Origin of the sequence: Paraburkholderia sp. C35 (assembly GCF_003121405.1) — a bacterium.
In the GTDB taxonomy this organism is placed as follows: Bacteria; Pseudomonadota; Gammaproteobacteria; order Burkholderiales; family Burkholderiaceae; genus Paraburkholderia.
In genome coordinates this window covers 51280-78024 of sequence record NZ_QBUY01000023.1, presented here as the reverse complement: position 1 = coordinate 78024, position 26745 = coordinate 51280, and the positions used below count along the sequence as shown (strand labels likewise).

The 26745-nt window shown below is 63.2% G+C and carries 26 protein-coding genes, 1 tRNA gene and 2 pseudogenes; 18 read left to right on the top strand and 11 right to left on the bottom strand.

Features of this window, described 5'->3' with window-relative positions; translation table 11 throughout:
• Positions 1-535 precede the first annotated feature (535 nt).
• On the top strand, positions 536-865 hold the full coding sequence (locus tag DK391_RS16595) for a hypothetical protein (RefSeq protein ID WP_109479061.1): 330 nt from the start codon (positions 536-538) through the stop codon (positions 863-865).
• A 43-nt stretch (positions 866-908) separates the two neighbouring features.
• Here DK391_RS16595 and DK391_RS16590 read toward each other — a convergent pair whose 3' ends face one another.
• From DK391_RS16590 to DK391_RS16580, 3 genes are read right to left on the bottom strand one after another with little or no spacing between them, the layout of a single operon-like run.
• A complete protein-coding gene (locus DK391_RS16590) occupies positions 909-2123 on the bottom strand; it encodes a DUF3396 domain-containing protein (protein WP_109479060.1) in 1215 nt (404 codons plus the stop codon).
• A gap of 21 nt (positions 2124-2144) precedes the next feature.
• Positions 2145-2900 (bottom strand): VRR-NUC domain-containing protein, encoded by a 756-nt coding sequence (locus DK391_RS16585; protein ID WP_109479059.1) that lies wholly within the window; start codon positions 2898-2900, stop codon positions 2145-2147.
• Entirely contained in the window at positions 2897-3415 is a 519-nt protein-coding gene (locus DK391_RS16580) for a PAAR domain-containing protein (protein WP_109479058.1), read from the bottom strand. Before DK391_RS16580 ends, DK391_RS16585 begins: the two co-directional genes overlap by 4 nt.
• Before the next feature lie 546 nt (positions 3416-3961).
• Between DK391_RS16580 and DK391_RS16575 the strand changes: the two genes are divergently transcribed.
• From DK391_RS16575 to DK391_RS16565, 3 genes are read left to right on the top strand one after another with little or no spacing between them, the layout of a single operon-like run.
• Positions 3962-4273 (top strand): hypothetical protein, encoded by a 312-nt coding sequence (locus tag DK391_RS16575; protein ID WP_109479057.1) that lies wholly within the window; start codon positions 3962-3964, stop codon positions 4271-4273.
• A gap of 54 nt (positions 4274-4327) precedes the next feature.
• Positions 4328-4678, top strand: coding sequence for a hypothetical protein (locus tag DK391_RS16570; RefSeq protein WP_109479056.1), 351 nt, complete (start codon positions 4328-4330; stop codon positions 4676-4678).
• Between the two features lie 57 nt (positions 4679-4735).
• Positions 4736-4963 (top strand): hypothetical protein, encoded by a 228-nt coding sequence (locus tag DK391_RS16565; protein WP_109479055.1) that lies wholly within the window; start codon positions 4736-4738, stop codon positions 4961-4963.
• A 4-nt stretch (positions 4964-4967) separates the two neighbouring features.
• Here the strand turns inward: DK391_RS16565 and DK391_RS16560 are convergent, their stop codons facing one another.
• The gene (locus DK391_RS16560) at positions 4968-5681 is read right to left on the bottom strand and encodes an SOS response-associated peptidase (protein WP_109479054.1); all 714 of its coding nucleotides are present in this window, start codon (positions 5679-5681) and stop codon (positions 4968-4970) included.
• A 105-nt stretch (positions 5682-5786) separates the two neighbouring features.
• Complete coding sequence (locus DK391_RS16555; protein ID WP_162600818.1) at positions 5787-6158, bottom strand: helix-turn-helix transcriptional regulator; 372 nt, start codon at positions 6156-6158, stop codon at positions 5787-5789.
• Between the two features lie 186 nt (positions 6159-6344).
• Between DK391_RS16555 and DK391_RS16550 the strand changes: the two genes are divergently transcribed.
• Positions 6345-7388 carry an SEL1-like repeat protein gene (locus DK391_RS16550; RefSeq protein WP_109479052.1) on the top strand — a complete coding sequence of 348 codons (1044 nt, stop codon included), beginning with the start codon at positions 6345-6347 and terminating at the stop codon, positions 7386-7388.
• A gap of 70 nt (positions 7389-7458) precedes the next feature.
• Here the strand turns inward: DK391_RS16550 and DK391_RS16545 are convergent, their stop codons facing one another.
• Positions 7459-8082, bottom strand: coding sequence for a hypothetical protein (locus tag DK391_RS16545; protein WP_109479051.1), 624 nt, complete (start codon positions 8080-8082; stop codon positions 7459-7461).
• A 206-nt stretch (positions 8083-8288) separates the two neighbouring features.
• On the opposite strand from DK391_RS16545, the pseudogene DK391_RS16540 reads away from it, so the two are divergent.
• The 11 genes and pseudogenes from DK391_RS16540 to DK391_RS16490 form a co-directional block, all read left to right on the top strand.
• Positions 8289-8411: pseudogene (locus DK391_RS16540) on the top strand (protease HtpX); the annotation flags it as partial.
• A 212-nt stretch (positions 8412-8623) separates the two neighbouring features.
• A complete protein-coding gene (rsmB, locus tag DK391_RS16535; protein ID WP_109479081.1) occupies positions 8624-10048 on the top strand; it encodes a 16S rRNA (cytosine(967)-C(5))-methyltransferase RsmB in 1425 nt (474 codons plus the stop codon).
• A complete protein-coding gene (locus DK391_RS16530; RefSeq protein ID WP_109479050.1) occupies positions 10045-10635 on the top strand; it encodes a DUF4390 domain-containing protein in 591 nt (196 codons plus the stop codon). The genes rsmB and DK391_RS16530 overlap by 4 nt, the downstream gene beginning before the upstream one ends.
• The gene (locus DK391_RS16525; RefSeq protein ID WP_109479049.1) at positions 10625-13048 is read left to right on the top strand and encodes a PAS domain-containing sensor histidine kinase; all 2424 of its coding nucleotides are present in this window, start codon (positions 10625-10627) and stop codon (positions 13046-13048) included. Before DK391_RS16530 ends, DK391_RS16525 begins: the two co-directional genes overlap by 11 nt.
• Entirely contained in the window at positions 13049-13738 is a 690-nt protein-coding gene (gene esaR / locus DK391_RS16520) for a response regulator transcription factor EsaR (RefSeq protein ID WP_109479048.1), read from the top strand.
• 72 nt (positions 13739-13810) lie between these two features.
• Positions 13811-13886 (top strand) — tRNA-Phe (locus DK391_RS16515).
• A 377-nt stretch (positions 13887-14263) separates the two neighbouring features.
• Positions 14264-14995, top strand: coding sequence for a 7-cyano-7-deazaguanine synthase QueC (gene queC / locus DK391_RS16510; protein WP_109479047.1), 732 nt, complete (start codon positions 14264-14266; stop codon positions 14993-14995).
• Between the two features lie 73 nt (positions 14996-15068).
• Positions 15069-15701, top strand: a complete 633-nt coding sequence (gene queE, locus DK391_RS16505) for a 7-carboxy-7-deazaguanine synthase (RefSeq protein WP_109479046.1) — start codon at positions 15069-15071, stop codon at positions 15699-15701.
• Positions 15702-15710: 9 nt separating this feature from the next.
• Positions 15711-16154, top strand: a complete 444-nt coding sequence (queD, locus tag DK391_RS16500; RefSeq protein WP_109479080.1) for a 6-carboxytetrahydropterin synthase QueD — start codon at positions 15711-15713, stop codon at positions 16152-16154.
• A 190-nt stretch (positions 16155-16344) separates the two neighbouring features.
• Positions 16345-17127: an aldolase/citrate lyase family protein gene (locus DK391_RS16495; protein WP_109479045.1), complete on the top strand. Its 783-nt coding sequence runs from the start codon at positions 16345-16347 to the stop codon at positions 17125-17127.
• A complete protein-coding gene (locus tag DK391_RS16490) occupies positions 17124-17834 on the top strand; it encodes a tetratricopeptide repeat protein (protein ID WP_109479044.1) in 711 nt (236 codons plus the stop codon). The genes DK391_RS16495 and DK391_RS16490 overlap by 4 nt, the downstream gene beginning before the upstream one ends.
• A gap of 56 nt (positions 17835-17890) precedes the next feature.
• Here the strand turns inward: DK391_RS16490 and rodA are convergent.
• From rodA to DK391_RS16465, 5 genes and pseudogenes are all read right to left on the bottom strand, one after another.
• Positions 17891-19039 (bottom strand): annotated as a pseudogene (gene rodA, locus DK391_RS16485) (rod shape-determining protein RodA).
• 10 nt (positions 19040-19049) lie between these two features.
• Positions 19050-21449: a penicillin-binding protein 2 gene (gene mrdA, locus DK391_RS16480; RefSeq protein WP_109479043.1), complete on the bottom strand. Its 2400-nt coding sequence runs from the start codon at positions 21447-21449 to the stop codon at positions 19050-19052.
• Between the two features lie 176 nt (positions 21450-21625).
• On the bottom strand, positions 21626-22138 hold the full coding sequence (gene mreD / locus DK391_RS16475; RefSeq protein ID WP_109479042.1) for a rod shape-determining protein MreD: 513 nt from the start codon (positions 22136-22138) through the stop codon (positions 21626-21628).
• Positions 22135-23247 carry a rod shape-determining protein MreC gene (gene mreC, locus DK391_RS16470; RefSeq protein ID WP_109479041.1) on the bottom strand — a complete coding sequence of 371 codons (1113 nt, stop codon included), beginning with the start codon at positions 23245-23247 and terminating at the stop codon, positions 22135-22137. The genes mreD and mreC overlap by 4 nt, the downstream gene beginning before the upstream one ends.
• 128 nt (positions 23248-23375) lie before the next feature.
• On the bottom strand, positions 23376-24419 hold the full coding sequence (locus DK391_RS16465; RefSeq protein WP_004189550.1) for a rod shape-determining protein: 1044 nt from the start codon (positions 24417-24419) through the stop codon (positions 23376-23378).
• 378 nt (positions 24420-24797) lie between these two features.
• Here DK391_RS16465 and gatC point away from each other — a divergent pair, with 378 nt between their 5' ends.
• Positions 24798-25097, top strand: a complete 300-nt coding sequence (gene gatC, locus DK391_RS16460; RefSeq protein WP_109479040.1) for an Asp-tRNA(Asn)/Glu-tRNA(Gln) amidotransferase subunit GatC — start codon at positions 24798-24800, stop codon at positions 25095-25097.
• A gap of 153 nt (positions 25098-25250) precedes the next feature.
• Positions 25251-26744: an Asp-tRNA(Asn)/Glu-tRNA(Gln) amidotransferase subunit GatA gene (gatA, locus tag DK391_RS16455; RefSeq protein WP_109479039.1), complete on the top strand. Its 1494-nt coding sequence runs from the start codon at positions 25251-25253 to the stop codon at positions 26742-26744.
• The last annotated feature ends 1 nt before the right edge of the window (position 26745 follow it).

Genomic DNA, 26745 nt, shown 5'->3' with positions numbered 1-26745 from the left:
TCGCCGCGGGGCACTCAACCCCACCCGCGCAACACCTCCGGTGATGGCACGCGGGCTCCCCCTCGATCGTGGACCGAGGCGGTCCGCTTTCCCGTGGCGGCGGGCGCAAGCGGGAGTGCCCGGACGCGCGGGCGTCCTGGTGGGGGTTGGGGTTCGTTGCACCCAGGCACCACCACCGGCAGCGCGCACAACCCTACCCCGCAAGCTCTACACCGACCCCCGCACCGCGTTCCCCCGGAACCCGGATCCGACGCACGACCACGTCCACGGCATCGCGACGCGTTACCCACGCTCGGTGCGGGTCCATCCCTTTCGCGTGACTGCTCCCTTTCGCCTTCCGACCGACGTGTAGCCCAACCCGGTCCCCCTATGGGGCAAGGCATCGCTGGCGCTCGTCGTCCTCTCCCGTTCTGTGCTCACTCCGTTGCGCTCCGCGTGCGGCATCCGGCGACGGCCTGGCCCCGGTTCCCGGGCAGGGCTTTTCACACGTCACGGCGAAAACGGGAAGCAGAACCCACTTGAAAGGAGAGAAACGATGACCCGCACCGAGCAACGCATCACGACCCAAGCCGTCCTGTTCCAGGACGTCCCTTTCTCGATTCCGGCTCAACAAAAAGCAGCAGTGGTGAGGCTCGACAGCGACACCTGCGACCGCTTCGGATTGACCGGCGGTCCGGTCTACGTGACCCGTGAGGCAGCGGAAAGCCCCTACATCGAAGAAGCGCTGGACTGGTTCAACGACGCACCGGAGAGCATCGAAACAGGGATGACGGTAGTCATCGCAGCCGGTATCGAGTGCTTGTTCGGCTACAACCCGGGCGCGGCGCCCCGCGAAGCGTTCTTCCTCTACATCTGGAAGAACTAGCTATCCTTCCGCTGGGTGATGCGTCACCCAGCGGGCAGGGCACTCAGGGCGTCGGGACGTCGTACCCGAAACCGTTCGACGGCGCGGGCACGGCGGGCAGACCCATCGCCTTGCGCAGGCGATGGAGATTTGCGGCGACGGCCGCTTTACCGTCCGTCACCTTCGGGCTCGCGTGAAGCTCACGCCATTGCGCTGTCACCTGGTCGTCCGGTAGGTCGAAGCGCTTCAGCCAGGCTTCCGTGGCGACCGTCGTATCCAGCAGCGGGGCGGTGCTGTCCAGCGTGCCGCCTTGAAGGACGTCCATATCGGTGGCGATGATCGGACGCAGCGCTGCGTTGAGCAGGACGTACGCAGGCGGCGGCAGCGGTGATTTGCCGGGACCGGCGGAGACGCCGGACTGCGGCGAGGCACCCGCTTGAAGAACCACACCCCCTTCGCCCAACGGCTGGCGGACGAACCAGTCGGGCGGCAGCGTCCATCCGGACGGACCTCCGGCGGCGCGCACGAGGTCGGCGTCGAGGGCGACGAGCCAATCGACCGTTTTGATCTTGCCGACGAGATCGACGGTGCTCACCCCCATCGGATCCCCGACGTCGATTCCCGGACCGTAGCGGCGGGCGTACGAATACTCGGTCGCCTCGTTCGCCTCGCGCTCGATCGGTGGGAGGTTGACGGCAAAGCCGGCGTGACCGTGCACGGTCGGAAGCGCCTCGCAGAACGCCACGAACAGCGCCTGAAAAACGCCCGGACGATGTTCGAGGAACGCTCGGGGCACCGTGAAATCAAGCACGTCCTGCCCGCCTTTGGGCGTGACGTCCCAGTCCGCGACGGTGAAGGCGGCGAACTCAAAAAAACCCGTCGCGAGCTTATGCTCGGCACTGGTCATCTGCACAACCAGCGCTTCGTCGGCCGGCACCGACGTCGCCAGTGCCGCGAGCCCTGGCGCTTTGTCCAACGGCATCGGCTGCTCGCCCTCCTGGTAGAACCAGCGCAGAGGACCGTCCTTCGGCGGTTGTTCCTTCAGCGCACGGGCAAGCGCCTCGCTGTACTCTGTGATCGTCGCGTTGTACTGCTCGAAGCACTTCACCAGTGCGGCGCGGACAGCCTGCGTGTGACCATCGCGGAAGTAGACGACGCCCCGCACGACCAGCGCGGCACCCGTGATGCCTTTCCGGTACGCCGGTTCGTAGAAGCCAAACGGCAGCGTGTCCGCCCGTTTAGGGTCCGCCACCCATGCTTTCAACTGCTCATCAGTCATGTCTCTTCGTTCCTCATGCGGTCAAGGCAGGATTCCGCCCGGGGATCCGCCCGGCATCGGAGGCGGAAGACCGCCACCAGGGAGCAAGTTTCCACCATTGCCACCACTTTGGCCTGCAAGATCGTCCAGGTCCGAGTTCGAGGTCTTCGACTGACGCTGCGTCGATTCCTGACCGTCCTTGTCCTTGTCGTCACCGCAACCGCATTCCGCAGGGCCAAGCGAAGCGTACTTCGATCGCGAGCCCGCGATTCGGATGTAGTCCCGTTGCTGGTTGCGACCAAAATCGTCCGGTGGATACTTGAACTCGACGACCTTCCGGATGTTCGACTGCACCGGCGGTTGCGACGGATCGTCCACGATCACCACGTCCGGACGGCGCAGGTTCCCTTGTCCAGCCCTGTACTTCTTCCGACCACCCGGCCAGAAATCGTCGATCCATTGCCGAATGTCGGAATGCGGGCGCAAGGGGGCGTCCGGGTCCGTCACGGGCTCCGGCGGTTTCGTCTTCATATTGTAGGTTTGCTCGGGCTTGTATTCCGTCGGCGAACCGGTCTCCAGCCGCGACACCTCGTTCGCGAAATCGAGCCGCTGCTGGACGCAGCGCTGGCGAAGGATTCGACCGTTTCGCGTCGCGACCCCGATCTTTTTGCACTTGCAAAGCACCTGGCACAGGACCACGCGGTCCTTTTTCGACAGCCGCACCCTCGCGCCGACGGGCGTCGTTTCGCCATCGGGGGTCATGCCACCCGTTGCGGAGCCCGGTCCGAAATCGCTCATGCGCTTTCGCTCCCGGAATGGCTGAACGTGAGCGACGATGCTTGGGTCGAGTCGTGCCACTGGGTGTAGCCGTTGGCGTCCGTCGTGCCCTGAATGACCGTTCCGTCCGAGGCTTTGACCGTGTAGGGGTGGTTCGCCAACGGCTCCCGGGTCGCGTCATCGACCACCTGGAAGCGACCACGGTAAGGCGTTTCGGGCGACGTCTGCGACGTCACGCTCTTGCCGCTACCCACCGAACCACCGCTCGTCGGCGAAGCCGTGGCAACGCTTTGCGTGGCGATGAGCGTCGCCCCGCAAGCGGTTTTGTCACCTTCAGAGGCGACCGGGCGACCGTCGAACGTCATCCCGAGACTCTTGACGTCAACGATGGGGTAGACGCCGCCGCACTTCGGGCACGAGACCATGTCGCCCAGCAGGGCGAGGGGTTTGCCGTGCACGATGTTCGTGGACGTGCACGCGAGGACCTTCCCACCATGGGACGTCGTGTCGCCTTCCCGAATGAACGAAAAACCCATTACGCATTCCTCCGACGAAAACCGGTCACGGAATGTAGCACGCCGGGTTTTCCCTAGACCACCCTGTCAACGTTGACAGGTGACAGCCGCCGACGGCATTCCCCCATCCCGGCGGAGGGATAGACCACATCGCCTGAGACCCTAAACGGCGCGCTTCGCGCTGGTCCCTCGCCCGCGTTCGCCGTCGGCGCATGGTGGCGGGCGAGGGACGAGAAGCGACGAGAAAGGCTGGGTGCTGACGCTCCCAATCCCGAGCACCTATGGCGCTCAGGGCGCGAGGTCTTACCCGCGCGCGTCGTTGCTCCATGTCCTTCGTTCAACCCGTGCTCGCTTCCTGAACCGCCGTTCAACCGACGCATAGTCCCGTCCTGCCCGTGGGCAAGGTTGCGCGCGCGGCGCCCGTTTCCTTCACCCGTTCCCCGTCCTCCTTCGTCGTCCGGCGCGTGCGGCTTTCGGTCCGTCCCTGGCCCACGGCCTGATCGTCCGGGACTCTTTTGCGTCCACGGCGGCTCCAGAAAGCATCTCAACCACGAAGGAGAAGGATCCATGAGCAACGACGCACAAGACCTCGCGAACTTCACCAGCCACTTCCCGGCTCACCAAAAAGCATCACAGGTTCAACGGCTCGACCAGGCGATCAGCAAGAAGCATTGGGTGGACGTCCCGGTGTTCGTCACGACCGAGGTGCAAAAGGACCCAGCGCTCGACCAGGCGTTGACGACGATCGGACGGGTGCAGGGCATTCAGGTGGGCGAGACGATCGACGTAGGGCAGGGGCTGCAGGCGTTCTTCGGCTTTTCCCCAGACGCTCCGAACGGCGAGGCGTTCTTCGTCCTGGTCTTCAAGCCCACCGCGTAACGGAACGACCTTGGGTGCTGCGGCACCCAGCATCACCACCACCACGGAGATCACATGCAAATCACCTTTCTTCCGAAGATCGTTGTCGCGCTCAGCGCCGACGAATGGGAGCTTTACAACCACCCCGGCCGGGACGAGGCAGCGCAGACGCTGAATCAGGCAGCGAGCGACGCGCTCACCCAAGCGTGGGCGCTCATGAACGGGCTGCACCCGGTGGCGCTCAACGAGGCGCACGCGTATGCGCTCAACGGATGGGAGAAGCGGGCGGACGCGGTCGACGGGTTCGGCGCCACGGACACCGAGCCGCGCAGCGTGATGGCGGGGCTGGCGCGGGACTACCTGGTCGAAAGCCCGGCGGGCGCGCTCGACCGTCTCGCCCGGCGCACGGCACGCGGGCACGTCTGAGCCCATCGCTGGGTGCTCCACCACCCAGCGTCACCCACCACATCCAGGAGCAGGGCGATGAAGAAGAGCACCATGAAAGAGCGCACGCTTTACTCGGTTCGCTACTACCAGCCGGACCACGTCATCGGCACCGCTGTCGGCTACAAATGCCGGCTGGTCCCGCGTCGGGTGGCGCAGAGGATCGCCCGGCGCTTGCGACGCAACGGGCTGGACGTGCAGATCGCCCCGCTGGCGGTCCGGCTCACGCAGCAGCAGGCGGACCACCTTGACCGCCGCTACGCGTAAGGGGTCACGCTTCGGCCGGCTCGACGAACGACGGGCTGTCGTTGCCGGCGCCGCTCTTGTTGACCTGCTGGGTGACCTTGTACCAGGCGAAATCGTCCGAGGTCTTGCCAGCGGTGTTCGCGAGGTGGACCGCTTCGTCGAAGGTCGTCTCCGGGTCCAGCCAGATCCGAGCCTCCTCGAGCGTCAGCACGAGAGGGCGGCGGTCGTGCACGTCCAGCATCCCGCTTTCAGACGGGGCGGTGACGATGACGAACCCGTACACGGTCCCGGATTCCGGGGGCGGGGCGTCCGGCGCTGGGTGCTTCGGCACCGGCTTGGCGCTCGTGAGCCCGGCGAAGTAGATCGGTGGACCGTCTTTCGAGTGGATGAAGTAGGGCTGCTTTTTCCCGCCCTCCGGGAGCCATTCGTACCACCCGTCGGCGGGAATCAGGACGCGACCGCGCGTGAACATCGACTTCCAGGCGCTGCTGGACGACTTGTCGAGGCGTGCGTTGATGAGCATCGGCACCTTCCGGGCGACCGCCCAGCCCGGCCGGTAGCCCCACGGCTCGACGCGTGGTCCGTCGGGCGTGATGATGGCTTGCTTCGTCCCGGGGGAGACGTTCCAACTCGGGCGGAACAGGTCCGGCTGGCCTTTCCAGCGCGGATCGTTCGCGTCGCTCATCAGGGGCTCTATATAGAAGAGATCCCCGCGTCCTCGGGCGTATCGACCACACATGGTGCCTCCTCCCTTGCTGGGTGCATAAGGACTAGGGTAACCCGGGCAGCGGTCGGGGAGGGTGACGCGGCACCCAGCACCGGGCGGACGCCCGGCGGTGCAACGTCACCCAGCGTGGTCCTGCGACCGGAGGAGGTCCGCCAGGTTGTGGGCGTTGGCGAGCACCAGCGCGCGTTGCGTCGGCGAAAGGTCGGCGATGGCGCGCACGAGCGCGTTCGCTTCGTCGGAAGGGTGCGCCGAGACCTGCAGCAGCACTTCTTCGAGCGTGAGGTCCAGCAGGTCGCAAAAAGCGATCAAACGTTCGATCGTCGGGGTGACCCGACCGCTTTCCAGCCGCGACAGGCTGGCTTCAGCGATCCCCATGCGCTCCGCCATGACCGCTTGGGTCCACCCTTTTTGTTTGCGGCGCTCAGCCAGGCGTGGACCGATCTTGCTGATCAATCTGCGCGACCGCTGAACGTTTTCCGATGCTTCCACGACCACCCCACATGCAACGTCAATAAACGACGAGCAGTGTCAATCAGCCAGATTCGGAATAGAATGAGGCGACACGTCATGTCTTGACGTTCAGTGTCAGTTTAGGTACAGGGACTGGAAATAAAAGCAGGGTTTGCGCGGTGCACAGCATCCGACGCGTCCCCGCTCAACAAAAAAGGACGCGTTATGAGCTTTCAACAACAGATCGACGAAGCGATCAAAGAGGGGGCGTTGTACTTCGTCGGCGACGCATTGCCCCCGGACTGGTACGCAGGTTTCAAGCAATGGCTCCCGCTCGCGGAGGGCGGCGACGCGAAGGCGGCGTTCAACGTCGGGACGTGCTACCTGCGCGGGGACGGCGTGGACCGCAGCAGCACGACGGCGCTGGACTGGTACCGTCGGGCAGCGAACATCGGTGACACCCGGGCGATGCTCGCGCTCTACGAACAGATGCGTGCAAGGACACCCAGCGAAGCGGAGGAATGGTTGCAGCGCGCGATCGCGGCCGGCGATGAACGGGCGCTCAAAACGTTGAACCAGCGGCAGGCGGACGCGGAACGCAGTGCGCGGGAGGCGGACGCCAAGGAACGGGCGCGCACGTTAGCCGCCCGCTCGTCGGCGTCCCTCAAGGAGATCAAGGCGCTGCTGGAACGACGGGACCTCGCGGGCGCACGTCAGCGTGCGGAGACGGCGGTCCAGGACGGCGTGACGTGGGCAGGGGCGGTGATCGCGGCGCTGTCGTTGCGTGTCCACGCCCGGAAGCGGGTGCGAAAGGAGTACACCGTCCTCAAGGGTTCCGCAACGACGCTCCAGGGCGTCCAGGGCGTGTACCAGACCACCGCAAACACGTCTTCGACGAAGTATCACGACGTCAGGGGTGAGGCGACGAACCCATCGCGCTACACGGTGAACGTGTCGTTCGGGGGCGGTAGCGGGTTCGGGCTGCTGGCAGCGGGCGGCACGATGCCGATCTACGCCGAGCGCTTGGGCTCGGTGAGGGCGTGGGGGAAAAGCTTCAGCGTGCTGCTCGACGATCAGGCGCACACCGTGCTGACGATCCCGACGGCACCCGGACAGATCTCGTTCCGGCCGGACATTTCCCTGTCGTGGGGGCTGGGTGGCTCGTCACTCAAAGCCAGCACCCTGCGCTGGGGCGGCGTGATCCTGGCGGTGTGGTTCCTCCACAAGGTCTGGTGGCTCTGGACGATGTGGCAGATCACCCATCACTGACGGGAATCCCGTCCCCGAAAGCAAAAGGCCCAGCGATGGGCCTTTTTTTCGTCCGGGAAACGTCGATGGGTCAGAGGCGACCACCGTTCGGTTTCAGGTCTTTCAGGGACGGCAGGTCCTGCGGGACCTCGGCGTCCGCGTAGGCACGGACCTCGACGGCTTCCCGCGCGGCTTCGCGAGCCCAGGCGGCTTGCCGGCGCTTCGACAGGTAGTCGTCCAGCGTCAGGATCGCCGCGGTGTCCTCGTCCGACAGTTCGTCGGGCTCCATCTCAAGGGACTTGAAGAAATCGACCGGCACCCCGTCGTGGACGATGAAGGGCCACTGGTCGTTCGGACCGGCATGGACGAGGAAATCGTCGAAGCGCATGAGCACCGCGAGGTCGTCTGAAGCCGCGAGAACCGCTTCCGCCGTGTTGTTCCGCGGGATGAGCGTTGCCAAATACTTTCGCACCTCGCCGACGAAGTAGCGCGTCTCCCCTCGTGGACCGTAGGTGTGGGCTTTGGGTCCGTTCCCAAGCGCTCGGTCCGACTCCTGGGTCTTCGTTTTGCGCTGGCACACGAGGTCCAGTTGCGCAGGGGTGATCTGGACCATATCGGACAGGATCTCGGGGTTGCCGATGTGCGCGATGATGATGCGATCGATGTCGCTCAGCGAGAGCGGGTGATGGAGGGAGGATTTCTTAACGATCGGCATGGCGTGCGGCAGGAGGGTTTCGTCAGAACGAATGGTACGACGATCCCCGGTGCCTCGGAAACCGGTCAGCGCGCGAAAGAGGAGCGACCCTCCCGGTTTGCCCCGTTTCCTCGGTATCCTGGTGGTATCCTGACGATTTGACGCTTGGGCGCGTGGCACCCATCAATCCTTGCTATACGGTCTTCTAGGCGATTTGTTATGTCGTTAAGATGATGATCATGAATCCGCTGTCGGGCGGCGGCATCCAGAATCTGTTCTCGACGCACCCGGCTACCGAGGAGCGCATCGCGCGTCTGATGGAAATGGCGCGGACGGGGCGCTTCGACTAAGCGTGCGGGTGTCCGGCGAGTTTCGGCGGACACTCAAGATGACAGCCAATGCAAAAAGGGGTGAGTTCACGACTCGCCCCTTTTTCTTTCCAGTCTCCGTTTCGCGACGAATGATTTGAAAGCGTCCGCACTCCGCCGGTCCGCGACCCGCATCACGCTACAATGTGGCGTTTGCGCGACACTTTCCGTGCGCGCCCGTTTTCCGCTTCTTCATGACCCGAAAGCCTTCCCAGCGTCCTGCTTCGCCGCCGCGTTCGCGCGATACCCGTTTCTCGACGCTGCATCTCGCACCTGAATCGCTTGGCTTCGCGCTCGATGGCGCGGCGCAAGCCGTCGGCGCGGTTCGTCAGGGTGCGGCGCTGCCCGCCGCCTTGCATGCGATTTTCGTGTCGCTGCCGGACGGCACTGCGTCGGCAGCGCGCGGCGCCGTGCAGGACATCGCCTACCGGACGATGCGCCGGCTCGGCATCGCCGAATGGCTGGTGGCGAAACTCGTGCGCAAGGCGCCGCCGCCGCATGTCGCTCATGTGCTCGCGTGCGCGCTCGCGCTGCTTGTCGATGAAGAAGGCAACGCGGCCTACGCACCTTTCACCGTCGTCGATCAGGCTGTGAATGCAATCGGCGCGCGTCGCGAGATCGCGTTTGCGAAAGGGCTGGTCAACGCCGTGCTGCGCAACTTCTTGCGCGAGCGCGACGCGCTGCTGGCCGAGGCGCAGAACAACGCTGTCGCGCGCTGGAACTATCCCGTCTGGTGGATCGACGCTGTGCGCAACGCCTGGCCGGACGCCTGGCAAGCCATGCTCGAAGCGGGCAATGCGCAAGGGCCATTGACGCTGCGCGTGAACGCACGCCGGGCCACAGTCGACGCCTATCTCGAAACGTTGCGTGAGCATCAGATTGCCGCGACACGCGCAGGCGACCACGCGGTCCGCCTCGACACGCCGATGCCCGTCGACCGTATTCCTGGTTTTGCGGAAGGCGTCGTGTCCGTGCAGGACGCAGGTGCGCAACTCGCGGCGCAGCTGCTCGACGTGCGCGACGGTATGCGCGTGCTCGACGCGTGCGCGGCGCCGGGCGGCAAGACAGGGCATCTGCTCGAACTCGCGGACATCGATCTGATCGCGCTCGAAAGCGACGCGACGCGCGCTCGCCGTATCGGCGAAAACCTGCAGCGACTGGGTTTGCAAGCGCACGTGCGAGTCGGCGATGCAGGCGATCCGTCGCAATGGCACGACACCACCGATCAGCCCTTCGACCGCAGTCTTGCCGACGTGCCCTGCTCGGCGTCGGGCATCGTGCGCCGTCATCCCGACATTCGCTGGCTGCGCCGTGCGTCGGACATTCCCGCGCTGGTCGAAGAGCAGCGTCGCATTCTCGAAGCGCTGTGGCCGCTCGTGAAAACGGGCGGCGAGTTGCTGTACGTTACGTGCTCGATCTTTCCGGAAGAAGGCGAGTTGCAGGCTCAGTGGGTTGAAAACCGACACGCGGATGCGGTACGATTGGACGCGCCGGGGCAACTGCTCCCAGCAGTCGCCCGCGCGCCCGCCGATGTTTCGGCTGGTTCCCGCGCCGGACAAAGCACTGGTTCGAGCTTAGACCACGACGGATTCTTCTACGCGCGCTTTCAGAAACGGTGATCATCAAACGCTTTCTTCCGCTACGGCTCGTGGCCGCGCTCTGGGTTGCGCTGGTCCTTTGCCTGATGGCAGCCGGGCCGGCGCGAGCCGAATCGATCGCCGTGCAGCGCGCGTCCCTGCAATCCGACGGCAGCGGCTGGGCGCTCGACGCACGTTTCGAGTTCGAGTTGAACAGCAACCTCGAAGACGCCGTCAACAAGGGCAGTCCGCTTTACTTCACAACGGACTTCGAACTGAGCCGGCCACGCTGGTACTGGTTCGACGAACAACCGGTGAGCGTATCGCAAAGCATTCGGCTTTCCTTCCAGCCGCTCACACGCGAATACCGCGTGTCGACGGGCGGCTTGCAACTCGGCTTCGCTTCGCTGAACGAGGCGCTGGCCGTGATCAAGCATGTCACGTCGTGGCATGTGATCGATCGCAACCAGGTTCACACGGGAGAAACGTACACCGCATCGGTGCGCATGCAGCTCGATATCGCCCTGATGCCCAAGCCGTTCCAGATCGACGCGGTCAACAACCGCGACTGGAATCTCTCTTCCGACTGGAAGCGTTTTACCTTCACGGTGACCGAACGTGCTAAATAAAGTGCGCCGCGCCACCAGTGTCGGCAGCCTGGTCGTCAGGCTGCTGGTATCGACGGTGGCCGTGACGGCTGTCCTGCTGCTCGTGCTGCTCGCAGCCGCGAGCGCGAACACCGAATTCTTCGATCGTTACTACGGCTGGCTCTATGCCGCCAACGTGGCGGTCGCGCTGATCTTCATGCTGATCGTCGCGGTGCTCGTGGTGATCATCGTTACGCGACTACGCAAGGGCAAGTTCGGCACGCGATTACTGGCCAAGCTTGCTTTCTTCTTCGCGCTGGTAGGTGTGGTGCCGGGCGGCATCATCTACATCGTGTCGTATCAGTTCGTGTCGCGCAGTATCGAATCGTGGTTCGACGTGAATGTCGAAACGGCGCTCACGTCCGGGCTGAACCTCGGGCGCGGCATGCTCGATGCGTCGCTGTCCGATCTGCAGACCAAGGGCCGCCTGATGGCCGAGCAGCTTGCGAGCGCGGATTCCGCCGGCACGACGCTCACGCTGCTGCGTTTGCGCGACCAGTTCGGCGTGCAGGACGCGACGATTGTCGAGCCGTCGCGCAGCATGTCGGGTGCGTCGCCGGATATGCACGTGGTCGCGCAGGCAACCAGCAATTACGCGTCGCTCGTGCCGAGCGATCTGCCGACGCCAATCATGATCGAGCAGGCGCGCGGACGTGGCTTCGCGTCGATCGAAGGCGAAGTGGACGGCGATCCGAAAGCGCGTGGCGCGAAGGGCGCATTGCGTCTGCGCATCGTGCAACGTATTCCCGACGCCAACGCCTCGCAGTTGCAGCCCACGGAACGTTTCCTGCAACTCACGCAACCCGTGTCGCAATCTCTGGCGCGCAATGCCGATGCCGTGCAGCGCGCGTATCGCGAGTATCAGGAGAAGGCGATCGGGCGCACGGGCTTGCGCAAGATGTACATCGGCACGCTGACGCTTGCGTTGTTCCTCGCCACCTTCATCGCGATGATGCTCGCGCTCGCGCTCGGCAACCAGCTTGCGCGGCCGCTGTTCCTGCTCGCGCAAGGGACGAAGGAAGTGACCGAAGGCGACTACACGCCGAAGCGCGAAATCAAGTCACGCGATGAACTCGGCTTCCTCACGCAGTCGTTCAACGCGATGACACGGCAGTTGTCCGAAGCGCGCCTCGCGGTGGAAGCGAACCGCGTTGCACTCGAACATTCGAAGGCGTACCTCGAAAGCATTCTGGCCAATCTGACGGCAGGCGTATTCGTGTTCGACCGCCAATTCCGGTTGACTACAGCCAATCGCGGCGCGGAGCGGATCTTCCGTCAGCCGTTTGCGTCGGTGTTTGGATCGTCGCTGGATCGTATTGCCGTGTTGAGCGAATTCGGCGCGATGGTGCGCAAGGCGTTTGCCGATCTCGAAGCCGCAGGCGGCGACGATCAGCGCGACACGGGCCATTGGCAGCAACAGATGCAGTTGCAGATCGCAGGCGAGACCGATCCTTTGACCTTGCTCGTGCGCGGCGCGCGGCTGGTTTCGGCGGCGGGCAACGATAGCGATGATGAAGAAACTTCCGGCTATGTCGTAGTGTTCGACGATATTTCCGATGTGATCTCAGCACAGCGTTCGATCGCATGGGGCGAAGTCGCGCGGCGTCTTGCACACGAGATCAAGAATCCGCTTACGCCGATCCAGCTTTCGGCTGAGCGTCTTCAGATGAAGCTCGCCGACAAGCTCTCGCCTTCGGATGCCGACGTATTGAAACGCGGTGCCACTACAATCGTGAATCAGGTCGCGGCGATGAAGCAGATGGTCGACGATTTCCGCGACTACGCGCGCACGCCGCCGGCCGTGCTGGCGAACCTGCAGCTGAACGAACTCGTCAGCGAAGTGCTGACGCTATACGGAATTGAAGAAGGCAAGAGTCCGATTGTCGTCGAAATGGCGGCCTTGCCCGTTATACGTGGTGACGCGACGCAATTGCGTCAGGTGATCCATAACCTGCTGCAGAACGCACAGGATGCTGTGTCCGAAGTCCAGCATCCACGTGTGTTGCTCGAAACGAGGACAGTAGAATATGGCGATCCCGACGCAGATGGCAAAGTGAGCGTCGCGGTGCGATTGACCGTGTCGGACAACGGTGCGGGCTTCCCCGCGCGCATCCTGACGCGCGCGTTCGAACCTTATGTGACGACCAAGGCCAAAGGGACAGGACTTGGACTCGCCATGGTCAAGAAGATCGTCGATGAACACGGCGCACGAATCGACATTCGCAATCGCCTGAGAGCGGGCGATGTGATCGAGGGCGCGCAAATTTCGATCCTCTTCCTTCAACTCGCAGACAACAAGGCTGCGTCGCCCGGAAGCGGGCCGCAGGCGGCACGTGGCAGCAGCAGCGCGTCGCAGGGAAAGACAAAAGCAACAGTGCAGACAAGGGCAGCGTAAATGGCAACCATCCTGGTGGTAGATGATGAAATGGGCATCCGGGAATTGCTCTCGGAGATCCTGAGCGACGAGGGACATGTCGTGGAGGTCGCTGAGAACGCGCAGGAGGCGCGCGACTACCGGCTTCGTCAGGCACCCGATCTGGTGCTGCTCGACATCTGGATGCCCGATACAGACGGCGTCACCTTGCTCAAAGAGTGGGCCGCACAAGGCACGTTGACGATGCCCGTCATCATGATGTCGGGGCACGCGACCATCGATACGGCAGTCGAAGCAACCAAGATCGGCGCGCTCAACTTCCTCGAGAAGCCGATCGCGCTGCAAAAACTGCTGAAGGCGGTCGAGCAGGGTCTCGCGCGTGGCAGCGCGGCGCCTGCGGCGGGCGGCATGGCGGCGAAGCCGTCGATGGCGCCAAATGCGTCGGCTGTCGCGTCGGCGGCTGCGTTGCCGATGATGTCGGCCGATAGCCTGGGCGGCGGCATGTTGTCTGCGCAAACGGCGTCGATTTCGTTCGACATTCCGCTGCGCGATGCCCGTGATGCCTTCGAGCGCGCTTACTTCGAGTATCACCTCGCGCGCGAGAACGGCAGCATGACGCGCGTCGCGGAGAAGACCGGCCTCGAGCGGACGCACCTGTATCGCAAGCTCAAGCAGCTCGGCGTCGATCTCGGCAAGAACAAGGGCGAATAAAGTCCCCTGAAATTTTTTTCGCGAAGGGCTTGAGAAACGCAAAACTGCTTGCTATACTCTCGCTTCTTCGTTGGCCCGGTAGCTCAGTTGGTAGAGCAGCGGATTGAAAATCCGCGTGTCGATGGTTCGATTCCGTCCCAGGCCACCAGAATTTGGCCCCAGGATCGCAAGATTCCTGGGGCTTTTCTTATTTGCGGACACGATATCTGTCCGTTGCGAATCCCGGGTGGTGTCGCGGCCGTGAGCGTGCTCCGGCGGTGCATGATAAAATCCCGCCGTATCAAGGACTTGCCGCTTGTTCTTCGCAAGTCCTTTTTCGTTTCAGGTCCGAGGCATCGCATCGCGTGAAACACTCTGACGGACGATCAGCGGTATAAGCGAAGGCAGATTGGCGCGTGAAACCCGCCGCCTATACTGCTTGAGCCGGTGTCAGTCCCGGCCCGCGCCGGAAACGGCGCGAAGCAGGCAGTAAGTCGGCGCTTGCGCGGCTGCTGCGCACGCAATCAACCTTCACGGAGTTTCACGGTGACCCGCAAAGACGCCAAGAGTAGCGCGCTGGTGCTGTTTTCCGGTGGCCAGGATTCGGCCACATGTCTCGCGTGGGCGCTGGATCGATATGAAACGGTCGAAACGCTGGGTTTCGATTACGGTCAGCGCCATCGTGTCGAGCTCGAATGCCGCGATGGCTTTCGCAGTGCCGTAGCGCGCACGTTCCCCGAGTGGGGCGAGCGCCTCGGCGACGATCACATGATCGATCTGTCGGTGCTTGGTTCGATCAGCGATACCGCCATGACGCGCGAAATCGAGATCCACGCAGCGTCTAACGGTCTGCCGAATACGTTCGTGCCCGGCCGCAATCTGATGTTTATGACGATCGCCGCTGCCATTGCCTATCGGCGCGGTTTGCGCGTGCTGGTCGGTGGCATGTGCGAGACGGATTTCTCCGGCTACCCGGATTGCCGCGACGACACGATGAAGGCGCTGCAAGTCGCGCTGAATCTCGGCATGGACAGCCGCTTCGTGCTGGAAACGCCGCTGATGTGGATCGACAAGGCCGATACGTGGCGCCTCGCGCATGAGTTAGGCGGTGATGAACTGGTCGAACTGGTGCGCGTCGAGACGCACACGTGTTATCTCGGCGAGCGCGCGGAACTGCACGCCTGGGGATTCGGTTGCGGCGAGTGTCCTGCCTGCCGTCTGCGCAAGCGCGGTTACGAAGCGTATCTGAACGGCGAGCAGGTCACGGAACCGGCCTGAACGGCAACGAGCAGCCATAAGCAGCACAAGTGCACATCAACATCGCTCCACGGAGCATTGGGCAGAAAGCAGCATGACGTACGCGGTCAAGGAAATCTTCTACACGTTGCAAGGCGAGGGCGCGAATGCCGGGCGTCCGGCCGTGTTTTGCCGGTTCGCCGGATGCAACCTGTGGTCGGGCCGCGAAGAGGATCGCGCTGAAGCCGTGTGCAAGTTCTGCGATACGGACTTCGTCGGCACTGACGGCGAGAACGGCGGCAAATTCCGTACGCCCGAAGAACTCGCCGCGATGATCGCTTCGTTGTGGCCGGAAGGCGAACAGCAACGCTTCGTGGTGTGCACGGGCGGCGAACCGATGCTGCAGATCGACCAGCCGCTCGTTGACGCATTGCATGCGCAAGGTTTTGAAATCGCGATCGAAACGAATGGCTCGCTACCCGTGCTCGATACGATCGACTGGATCTGCGTGAGCCCGAAGGCCGACGCGCCGCTCGTGCAGACCAAAGGCAACGAACTCAAAGTGGTCGTGCCGCAGGACAACCAGCGTCTTGCCGACTACGCGAAGCTCGACTTCGACTATTTCCTCGTCCAGCCGATGGACGGCCCGTCGCGCGACATCAACACCAAGCTCGCGATCGACTGGTGCAGGCGGCATCCGCAATGGCGGTTGTCGATGCAGACTCACAAGTACCTGAACATTCCCTGATTTGCCGTGCTGACCATTACACGAAAACTCGAATTCGACGCGGGTCACCGCATTCCCGATCACCGCAGCCAGTGCCGTAATCTGCACGGCCATCGCTATGTGCTCGAAATCACGCTGCAAGGCGATCTGGTCGAAACGGAAGGCGCGCCCGACCGCGGCATGGTGATGGATTTCGCCGACGTGAAAGCGCTCGCGAACGAACATCTCGTCGACAAGTGGGATCACGCGTTTCTCGTCTTTGAAGGCGATACGCAGGTGCGCGGCTTTCTCGATTCGATGGCCGGTCACAAGACGGTAGTGCTCGACCGCATTCCGACGGTCGAAAACCTCGCCGCCGTCGCGTTCGACATTCTCGCGAACGTCTACGACGCGCACTACGGCATCAATCTGCGGCTGCACAAAGTGCGTCTGTACGAAACGCCGAATTGCTGGGCCGACGTAGTCCGCGACTAAACGGGTTATTGTCACGGTATGATCGTTTCGATAACCACACGGAGCGAGACATGCCGGTCACCGCGCTACGCTGCGGGCTCAGCGCCCGCCACTACCATCACGCTTTAAATAGCGGCCTTTCAGGTTCGGGCCGCGTCGTCTGTTGCTTCAGCCTTTCTGCGGCTGCGCGTCGTATCCACGGAGATGCGCGATGAGCACGTTCACCAATCCACTCAAGCTGCGTCTCAAAGACCCGGATCCGCTGTTCGGCCTGTGGCTGTCGCTCGGCAGCGATAGCGCGGCGGAAGCGCTCGCGCATGCGGGTTTCGACTGGCTGCTGATCGACATGGAGCATGCGCCGAACGATAGCGGCGATGTCGCCGGTCAATTGCGTGCCATTGCTGCAGCGCATCTGCCGACCGAGCCCGTCGTACGCTTGCCCGCCGTCGAGCCGTGGCTGGTCAAGCGCGTGCTCGACGCAGGCGCGCGCACGCTGATGTTTCCGAATATCGAAACGGCTGAAGAAGCGGCCTATGCGGTTCGTCTGACTCAGTATGCAACCGCCGATGCACCGGACGGTTTGCGCGGTGTAGCCGGCGCGGTCCGCGCGGCCGCCTATGGCATGCGGCGCGATTATCTGCAGAACGCAAACGCGCAAATCGCCAACATCGTGCAGATCGAATCGCAACGCGCGCTGTCGCAACTCGAAGAAATCGCGGCGACGCCGGGTGTCGATTGCCTGTTCGTCGGGCCGGCGGATCTTGCTGCGAGCCTCGGCCATCTCGGCGACTCGAAGCATCCGGAAGTCCAGGACGCGATGAAGCATATTCTGGACGTCGCGCATCGTGCGCGCGTCGCTACGGGCATTTTCGCGATGGACGTGGCGAGTGCGCGGCAATACCGGTCGGAGGGCTTTCGCTTTATCGCGCTGGCCGCCGACGTGATGTGGCTGTTGCGCACCACGCGACAAGCCTTGCAGGAGGTTCGGTCATGAAGCTGTTGTCGTTGCGCGCGATGCGCATTGCATCCCGCGCTATTGTGCTGACTGCATTGGCGGCGAGTGCCACTGCACAGGCGCAGAGCAAGACGCCGCCGGCGTCGGATATGGAAACGCAAACGGCCGTCGCCGATTACAACGCGGGCAATTTCACGTCCGCGCTCGCCGAGTTTCGCAAGGCTGCGCAGCGCGGCAGCCGTCTCGCCGAGTTCAATTACGCGATGATGCTGCTGAACGGCGAGGGCGGTCCCGCGAATGTCGACGAGGGCAAGAAGTGGCTGCGCAAGGCCGCCGATGCCAACATGTCGCACGCGCAATACGTGTACGGCAAGATGTACGACGATGGCGAGTTCGTCGGGCGTGATCCGGCGGAAGCGCATCAATGGTTTTTGAAGGCGGCGCAGCAAGGGCATATCCAGGCTGAACTGGCGCTGGCGAATCAGTTTCTCGACGGACGCGGCACGGCGCGCGATAACCAGCAGGCGTTCTTCTGGTACAAGAAGGCGGCCGAAGGTGGCGATATGACCGCGCAGTATGTGACAGGCTCGTTCTACGAACGCGGCGGCGATGGCGTTGCGCAGAACCTGAATGTTGCGCGTGCCTACTACGCGGCTGCCGCTGCGCAAGGTGATCCTGCGGCGCGGCTCAAGTATCAGCAGCTCAGTGCGCAGTTACGCGAATCGCACGAAGCGAAGCCACAATGAAAAACGGCGCCTGAGATTCAGGCGCCGTTTTTCTTTTCAGGCAGCGAGCGGACGGATCAGCTCTGCATCAAACGCTTCTGCCGCGCGACGCTCATGATCAGGCCGATGGCGAAACCGAGTGTGGTCAGCGCGGTGCCGCCGTAACTCATGAACGGCAACGGCACGCCCACCACGGGCAGAATCCCGCTCACCATGCCGATATTCACGAACGCATAGGTGAAGAAGGCCATCGTTAGCGAACCGGCCAATAATCGCCCGAACAACGTTGCGCCGTTCGCCGCGATAAACAGGCCGCGTGCGATCAGCGCCATATAGAGCGTCAGCAGCACCAACCCGCCTGCCAGTCCGAACTCTTCCGAGAACACCGCGAAGATGAAGTCGGTGTGCTTCTCAGGGATAACTTCCAGGTGCGCCTGCGTGCCCTTGAGCCAACCCTTGCCGAGCGGACCGCCCGAACCGATCGCGATCACGGCCTGAATCGTGTGGAAGCCTTTGCCCTACGGGTCCGATGTCGGATCGAGCAGCGTACAGATGCGGTGTTTCTGGTAATCGTGCATCAGCGGCCATTGCACTTCGGGCTGACAGATCTTGTCCTGGAACGTCGCGATTGCACCGACGGCAATCACGCCCGCAATCAGCACCGGGACGATCAGCTTGAAGCTCAATCCCGCGAAATAGATCACGAAGAAACCCGACGCGAACACGAGCACGGCGGTGCCGAGGTCCGGCTGCTTGGCGATCAGACCAACAGGCACAGCAAGAATCAACATCCCGACGATGTAATCCCACCAGCGGATATTGCCTTCGCGGCGCTGGTAGTACCACGCGAGCATCAGAGGCGTCGCGATCTTCAGGATTTCCGATGGCTGGATCACCACACCCACATTGATCCAGCGCTTCGCGCCTTTACGTGTAAGACCGAAGAGCGCGACGGCTATCAGTAACGCGACGCCGAACGTGTAGAGCGGAACCGCGAACCGCATCAGCGTGGTGGGTGGAATATTGGCCAGCACCCACATCAGCGCGAACGTCAGGATGATGTTGCGCAGCTGGTCCTCGACTCGGCCCGGCACATCGAGACTCGCGCTATACAGCGTGACGATACCCACGCACAGCAGCAAAAAAACGATCAGTGCGAGCGGGCGGTCGAAGCCCGCGAACATCTTCTTGAAGCGTTCGAGCCAGGCGCGCTTGTCGATTTGCATGCCTTTCTCCTTACTCGTCGATACCGCCGGACACGGGGCCGCGCGGTGCGGCCTGCGAATCCTCGTTGCGCGACGGCGCGGCGGCGACCGGCCGCGGCTCGCTGGCCGGTCGGGGTTTGCGTGGGGTTTTATGGGCGTCGGATGCTTTCACGGGTGCAGCCGCCGTTGCCGCCATGTCCGAAGCGGCGCGTGACGGTGCAGCCGTAGCGGACGCGACGCGCGGCGCCTTCGCAGACTTTGCTGCGGACGCGATTCGCGGCGCAGCCGCCGATGCCGCGACAGGTGCCGAAGCCGTGTCGGCTCCCGAAGCGGCCACAACGCCAGATGCATCGGGTGCAGCCGCCGCGTGCGGCGTCGACGCGCCGACAGGCAGCGGCAGTGCCGTGAAGCCAGCCGCGACGGACACCGGCTGGATCTCGGCTGTGGGCGCCACCGGCGCGCTGCCGATCACGGGCGCCGAGGTTTCTTCCGTCGCCGAAGCCGCCGCCACGACAGCGGCCTGCTCGACGCCCGGTTTCATGCGATCGACGAGGTAATAGTCGAGCACGCGACGCGCGATCGGGCCTGCCGCCTGCGCACCCCAACCGCCGTTTTCGACGATCAGCGCGATGGCGATTTTCGGGTTGTCGGCGGGTGCGAACGCGATGAAGAGCGCGTGGTCGCGCAGATGTTCAGCGAGCGCGTGGCCGTGGTACTTCGCGCCTTGCAGCGAGAACACCTGCGCCGTACCCGTCTTACCCGCCGACAGATACGCCGCATTGCGGAACACCTGATACGCCGTGCCCGACGGATTCATCGTGACGTTTTCCATGCCGCGCTTGACGACATCGATATCCGATTGCTTCACGTCGATACGGCCGTCATCCTTCGGCACCGTGGCGCGCAGCGCGCGGGTAATCGGATTCTCGATTTCCTTCACGAGGTGAGGCTTCATCACCGTGCCGTTGTTCGCGAGCGTGGCCGTTGCGTGCGCAAGCTGGAGAATGGTGTACGAGTTGTAGCCCTGGCCGATGCCGAGACTGATCGTCTCGCCTTCGTACCACTTCTGCTGCTCGGGCTTGCGATACGCCTTTTTCTTCCAGTCCGTCGAAGGCAGGATGCCGCGCGCCTCGCCCGCGATGTCGATGCCCGTGATCTGGCCGAAGCCCCACGGTTTCATGAAGTTGGCGATCGCGTTCACGCCGAGATCGTGCGCGAGCATGTAGAAATACGTGTCGTTCGACACCATGATCGCGCGGTTCATGTCGACCCAGCCCTGACCCTGCGGCACGTCGTTACGGAACGTGTGGCCGCCGAACGTGTATGAGCCCGGATCCTGGAAACCCCACTGCGGCGTGCGCTTGTGCAGCGTCAGCGCGGCAAGCGCCATGAACGGCTTGTACGTCGAACCCGGCGGATAGGTGCCGTGCAGCGGGCGGTTCAGCAGCGGGTGATCGGGCGAGTTGTTCAGTTCGTCCCAGGTCTGCTGGTCGATGCCGTCGACGAACGAGTTCGGATCGAAGCTCGGCGCGGAGACGAATGCGAGCACGTCACCCGTCGAAGGCTCGATTGCGACGAGCGCACCGCGGCGGCCCGCGAACGCCTGCTCGGCAACCTGCTGCAAGCCGATATCGAGCGACAGCACGAGATTGTTGCCCGGCGTCGCCTGCGTGCGCGACAGCGTGCGCACGGGCCGGCCGCCGGCGGTCACTTCGACTTCCTCGAAGCCCGTCAGACCGTGCAGCTCGGTTTCGTAGCTCTGCTCGACGCCGATCTTGCCGATATAGTCGGTGCCCTTGTAGTTGTTGGCATCGAGACGCGGATCGTAGTGATCGGGATCGCTGTCGTTCTGGTCGCTGGCGTCGTCGATCTTGTCCTGATCGCGCTGCGAAATACGGCCGATATAGCCGATCACGTGCGCCGCCGTCGGCCCGAGCGGATATTGCCGGAACAGACGTGCACGCACTTCGACACCCGGAAAACGGAAACGCTGTGCAGTGAAACGCGCGACTTCGTCATCGGTGAGGCGAGTGCGGATCGGCAGGCTCTCGAAGTTCTTCGAGTCTTCCTGCAGCTTGCGGAAACGGCGACGATCGCGCGCGTCGATGCTGATGACGGTCGCGAGATTGTCGATCACGTTGTCGAGTGTGTCGTTGAGCTTCGAAGGCGTGATTTCGAGCGTGTAGGCCGAGTAGTTCTTGGCGAGCACGACGCCGTTGCGGTCGGTGATGATGCCGCGGTTCGGCACGATAGGCGCGACCGAGATGCGGTTTTCATCGGCTTGCAGCGAATACTTGCTGTAGTGCCAGACCTGCAGGAACAGGAAACGGAACGCGATCAGCCCGAAGCAGACGAACACGAACAGCCCCGCCGCCGCGACGCGCAGGCGGAATTTCGTGAGCTGCTGCTGGGTGTCCTTGAATTCGGTCATGCGGTTGGGCAGTGACTGCCGGTTATGCGGGTTGAATCAGTTCGGCGGCGACGCGCCTTTTTACTGCCTGGGCTTTGCGCTGGGTCATGCAGCTGCGCGGCGGTTTGCGCGGCTGAACGCTCGTGAAGACGGTGACGACATGGCGTGTTCATGAGCGGACAGGGAGGCGCGGGCGGTCAGATGGGCCGCGTATCGTCCGGATCGGCCGGGCGGCGTTGCGGCATCAACAGCAGGATGCTCGCGACAGGCCAGAGGGCTGCCTCGACGAAACCGTCGATCAGATAGCCCCAGCCCGGAAATGCAGCGCCCGTCAGCAGGCGGATCACAAAAGGCACGAGTTGCGCGACGACGAGCAGTGGCATCACTGCAAAAACCTGCACGCCGATCGACATCCACAGCACGCGGCGGTGAATCGTGATCGCGCCATAAGACAGCAGCGTATAAGCGAGCGCGTGTTCGCCGAGCAGGCTGGCGTTATGGACGTCCATCAACAGGCCCAGCATGAACGCGATGCCCATGCCGACCTTGCGCGGCTGATGCACGTTCCAGAACAGCAGCACGAGCGCGACGAAATCGGGCACGGCGATCAGGCGGCCCCACGGCATCATGTTCAGCAGGAACGCCGCGGCCAGACTGAACGCGATGAAATAAGGATTAACGGGCTGCAGAATGTACTGCGGGCGATTCATTGCTTGGCCCCCTCAGCGGTGCCACGAGCGGTTTGCGGCTTTGCGCTCTTTTCAGCGGCTGGCTTTTTCTCGACAGGAGACTTGCCAGCGGGTTTCGCCGACGACGCAGGTTTCGCCGGCGCGGCTGCCGCAGCGGCAGGTGCCGACGCGGCGCCCGCCTTGGCCGGCTCAGCAGGTTTCGTGTCCTTGCCCTTGTCCGGCGTTTTCGCGTTCTTCTTTTTCGCTTCCTTGGCGACGGTCGCGGGATCGGGTTCGTCGGCGGGACGCGGCGGCACGTTGTTCTCGTAGTGTAGGACAAGCAGGTCGCGCGCGCCGCGCACTGGCGCGATGGGCTGACACACCACGCGGGCGAACGCCGTATCCGCCTGCTTGTCGACGCGCACCACCTTGGCGACCGGCAAGCCCGGCGGATACACGCCGTCGAGGCCACTGGTGACCAGTTCGTCGCCGGCGAGCACGTCGGCGCTGATCGGCACAAAACGCAGGTCGAGCGCATCGCCCTTCGGCGTGCCGTAGATCACGCTGCGCAAGCCTGTGCGAACGATCTGCACGGGCACGGCCTGATCCTTGTCGGTGAGCAGCGTCACTTCGGATTGCATCGGGAAAACGCGCGTTATCTGGCCGATCACGCCGTCTTCGTTGACGACGGGCGAGCCGTCCTTGATGCCCTGCTGCGAACCGCGACCGATCACGACCTTTTGCGTAAATGGATCGCGTGTGTCGTACTGGATTTCGGCGGGGATCGATTGCGTTGTCATGCGTTGCGACAACTGCAGCAGATTACGCAGATGCTTGTTTTCGGCATCGAGCTGCGCGGCTTCGTTGGCCTGCTGCGACAACTGCAGGTTGCGCGCGTGCAACTTGTCGTTCTCGGTGCGCAGCGTGGCGCTGGTCACGGCGAGATCGGCGGCACCCATGAAGATGTCCCGCGGCACGAGCGCTGCGCGTTGCAACGGATACAGGCCAGCGCCGAGCACGCCGCGAACGATTTCGAGCGTGCGGAAGCGCGCGTCGGAAATGAGCAGCGCGAGCGCTATCAGCACGAACAGAATCAGTCGTGCGAGTGCCGATGGGCCTTGCTTGAATAGGGGCGGCGGACTGTATTCCATGGTCGCCGGGAGCGTAAGCGATTGGGTGAAACGGCGGCGCGCCTAAGCGCGCGCGCGATGCACGAAGCGCACAAAGGCTGGCGGAGCCAGCCTTTCAGTGCGCGCTGCAGACATGGAGATCAGCAACCTTACTCGTACGAGAAGATGCTGCCGAGCTTGTCCATGCGTTCGAGCGCCATGCCCGAACCACGTACGACGCACGTCAGCGGATCTTCGGCGACCAGCACGGGCAGGCCCGTTTCTTCCGCCAGCAGGCGGTCGAGGTCGCGCAGGAGTGCGCCGCCGCCCGTCAGCATCATGCCGCGCTCGGCGATGTCGGCGCCCAGTTCCGGCGGCGTCTGTTCCAGCGCGATCTTCACCGACGACACGATCTGGTTCAGCGGATCGGTCAATGCTTCGAGAATTTCGTTGCTCGAAATAGTGAAGCTGCGCGGAATACCTTCCGACAGGTTCCGGCCCTTGACTTCCATTTCCTTTACTTCCGAGCCCGGGAACGCAGAACCGATTTCCTTCTTGATGGCTTCAGCCGTCTGTTCGCCGATCAGCATGCCGTAGTTGCGGCGGATGTAGTTGACGATCGCCTCGTCGAACTTGTCGCCGCCGACGCGCACCGAACCCTTGTACACGATGCCGCCCAGCGAGATCACGCCGACTTCCGTCGTGCCGCCGCCAATGTCGACGACCATCGAGCCCGTTGCTTCCGACACCGGCAGGCCTGCGCCGATTGCCGCTGCCATCGGTTCTTCGATCAGATAGACCTGCGATGCGCCCGCGCCGTGTGCGGCTTCCTTGATCGCGCGGCGTTCAACCTGGGTCGAACCGCACGGCACACAGATGATGATGCGCGGCGACGGCGAGAACATGCGCGATTCGTGAGCCGTCTTGATGAACTGCTTGATCATCTGTTCGGTCACGGTGAAGTCGGCGATCACGCCGTCCTTCATCGGGCGGATTGCCTCGATGTTGCCCGGCACCTTGCCGAGCATCTGCTTTGCTTCCTTGCCGACTGCCTGAATGGTCTTCTTGCCATTCGGGCCGCCTTCCTGGCGAATCGAAACGACGGACGGTTCGTCGAGAACGATACCCTTGCCACGCATGTAGATGAGGGTGTTGGCTGTGCCGAGGTCAATGGCCAGATCGTTGGAAAAATAGCTGCGCAAAAAACCGAACATGCAAAATCCTGTCTCGCTGGGGGCCGGGCCTCGCATCGTAAGCGTAGGGCGGCAGCGGAAAAAAATTAGCAGCCTCATGTCCGGCCAAGTGCGCCGAGAGAAGCATGAAACTGCGAGGGAACGTACCGGAGGCTATAGCAAGGCAGCCGAGCTGTCGTTCAGCGATCTCTGAAAATGTCAGAAAGGCCTTGGTAAGACGGTCCGGGTTTGGGTCGAACGCGTAATGATACCTTATAATTTTGCTTGATTTAAAGGAAACGGATGGCACTTTTTGCCTTCGTTGGCCCCAATTTCGAGGGCCTGCTCCAATGACCTAACCTGCTGTCGCAGCATCGTTTTTTCATCGTTGCGGCAGACCGCCACTTTTCTGGTGACTGCATGGCCCTGACTCTGACCGATGTGAAACGCATCGCCCATCTCGCGCGGCTCGAATTGCCTGAAGCCGACGCCGAGCACACGCTCGCCCAGCTCAACGACTTCTTCGGCCTCGTCGAACAGATGCAGGCAGTCGATACAACGGGCATCGCCCCGCTCGCGCACCCGATCGAGCAGATTGAAGACGTCGCCTTGCGTTTGCGCAATGACGCCGTCACCGAAAACGTGAATCGCGACGAATTCCAGCGTCCCGCGCCCGCAGTGCAGGACGGTCTGTATCTGGTGCCGAAGGTCATCGAGTAAGCGCCAGGTCCATGATTAAGCACCGGGTTGTGTGTCAGGCGTGCGAAGGTCCGCACGCAACACGGCCCGCACTTTTCGGCGCGGCCTGCCGGCGGGCTGCCGGATGCCTACACGGCGGCGCAGCACGCCGCCGCGCTTTCCAGGAAAAACGCAATGCATGAAAAAAGCTTGACCGAACTGCGCGCCGCGCTCGACGCGAAGCAATGCTCCGCAGTCGAACTGGCGCAGACGTATCTGAAGCGGATCGACGATCACAAGGCGCTGAACGCGTTCGTGCATGTAGATGCACAGCAGACGCTCGCGCAGGCGCAAGCCGCCGATGCATTGATCGCCGCCGGCAACGCCGGTCCGCTGACGGGCCTGCCCATCGCGCATAAAGATGTGTTCGTCACGCGCAACTGGCGCTCGACGGCGGGCTCGAAGATGCTCGAAAACTACGTGAGCCCGTTCGATGCAACGGTTGTCGATCGTCTCGCGCAGGCTGGCATGGTGTGCGTCGGCAAGACGAATATGGACGAGTTCGCGATGGGCTCGTCGAATGAAAATTCGTACTTCGGCCCCGTGCAGAACCCGTGGGACCGCAAATCGGTGCCGGGCGGCTCGTCGGGCGGTTCGGCGGCGGCTGTCGCCGCACGCCTCGCGCCCGCCGCGACGGGCACGGACACGGGCGGCTCGATCCGTCAGCCGGCTTCGTTCTCGGGCATCACGGGGATCAAGCCGACGTACGGCCGCGTGTCGCGTTACGGGATGATCGCGTTTGCATCGTCGCTCGATCAGGGCGGTCCGATGGCGCAAACGGCCGCCGACTGCGCGCTGCTGCTCAACGCGATGGCCGGTTTCGACGAACGCGATTCGACCAGCCTCACGCACGCGCATGAAGACTACACGCGCTATCTCGGCCAGAACTGGTCGGGCGCGGGCGCCACGGCTGACAAGCCGCTCGCGGGTTTGCGCATCGGTTTGCCGAAGGAATACTTCGGCGCAGGTCTCACCGATGAAGTCCGCGCATCCATCGACGCCGCCTTGAAGCAATACGAAGCGCTCGGCGCGACGCTCGTCGAAGTCTCGCTGCCCAAGACGGAACTGTCGATTCCCGTGTACTACGTGATCGCGCCGGCTGAAGCATCGTCGAACCTGTCGCGTTTCGATGGCGTGCGCTATGGCCATCGTGCGGCCGAGTATCGCGATCTGCTCGACATGTACAAGAAGTCGCGCGCCGAAGGCTTCGGCCCGGAAGTGAAGCGCCGCATTCTGGTTGGGGCGTATGTGCTGTCGCACGGCTACTACGACGCGTACTACCTGCAGGCGCAGAAAATCCGCCGCATCATCGCGCAGGATTTCCAGGAAGCGTTCAAGCAGTGCGACGTGATCATGGGGCCGGTGGCGCCGTCGGTGGCGTGGGATATCGGCGCGAAGGGCGACGATCCCGTGCAGATGTACCTCGCGGACATCTACACGCTGTCGGTGAGCCTCGCCGGTTTGCCGGGCATGAGCGTGCCGTGCGGCTTCGGCGCGGGCGCGAATGCGCAGCGTCCTGTCGGCTTGCAGATCATCGGCAACTATTTCAACGAAGCTCGCATGCTGCAGGTGGCGGACGCGTTCCAGCGCGCCACCGACTGGCATCGCAAGGCTCCGGCAGGGGTGTAAA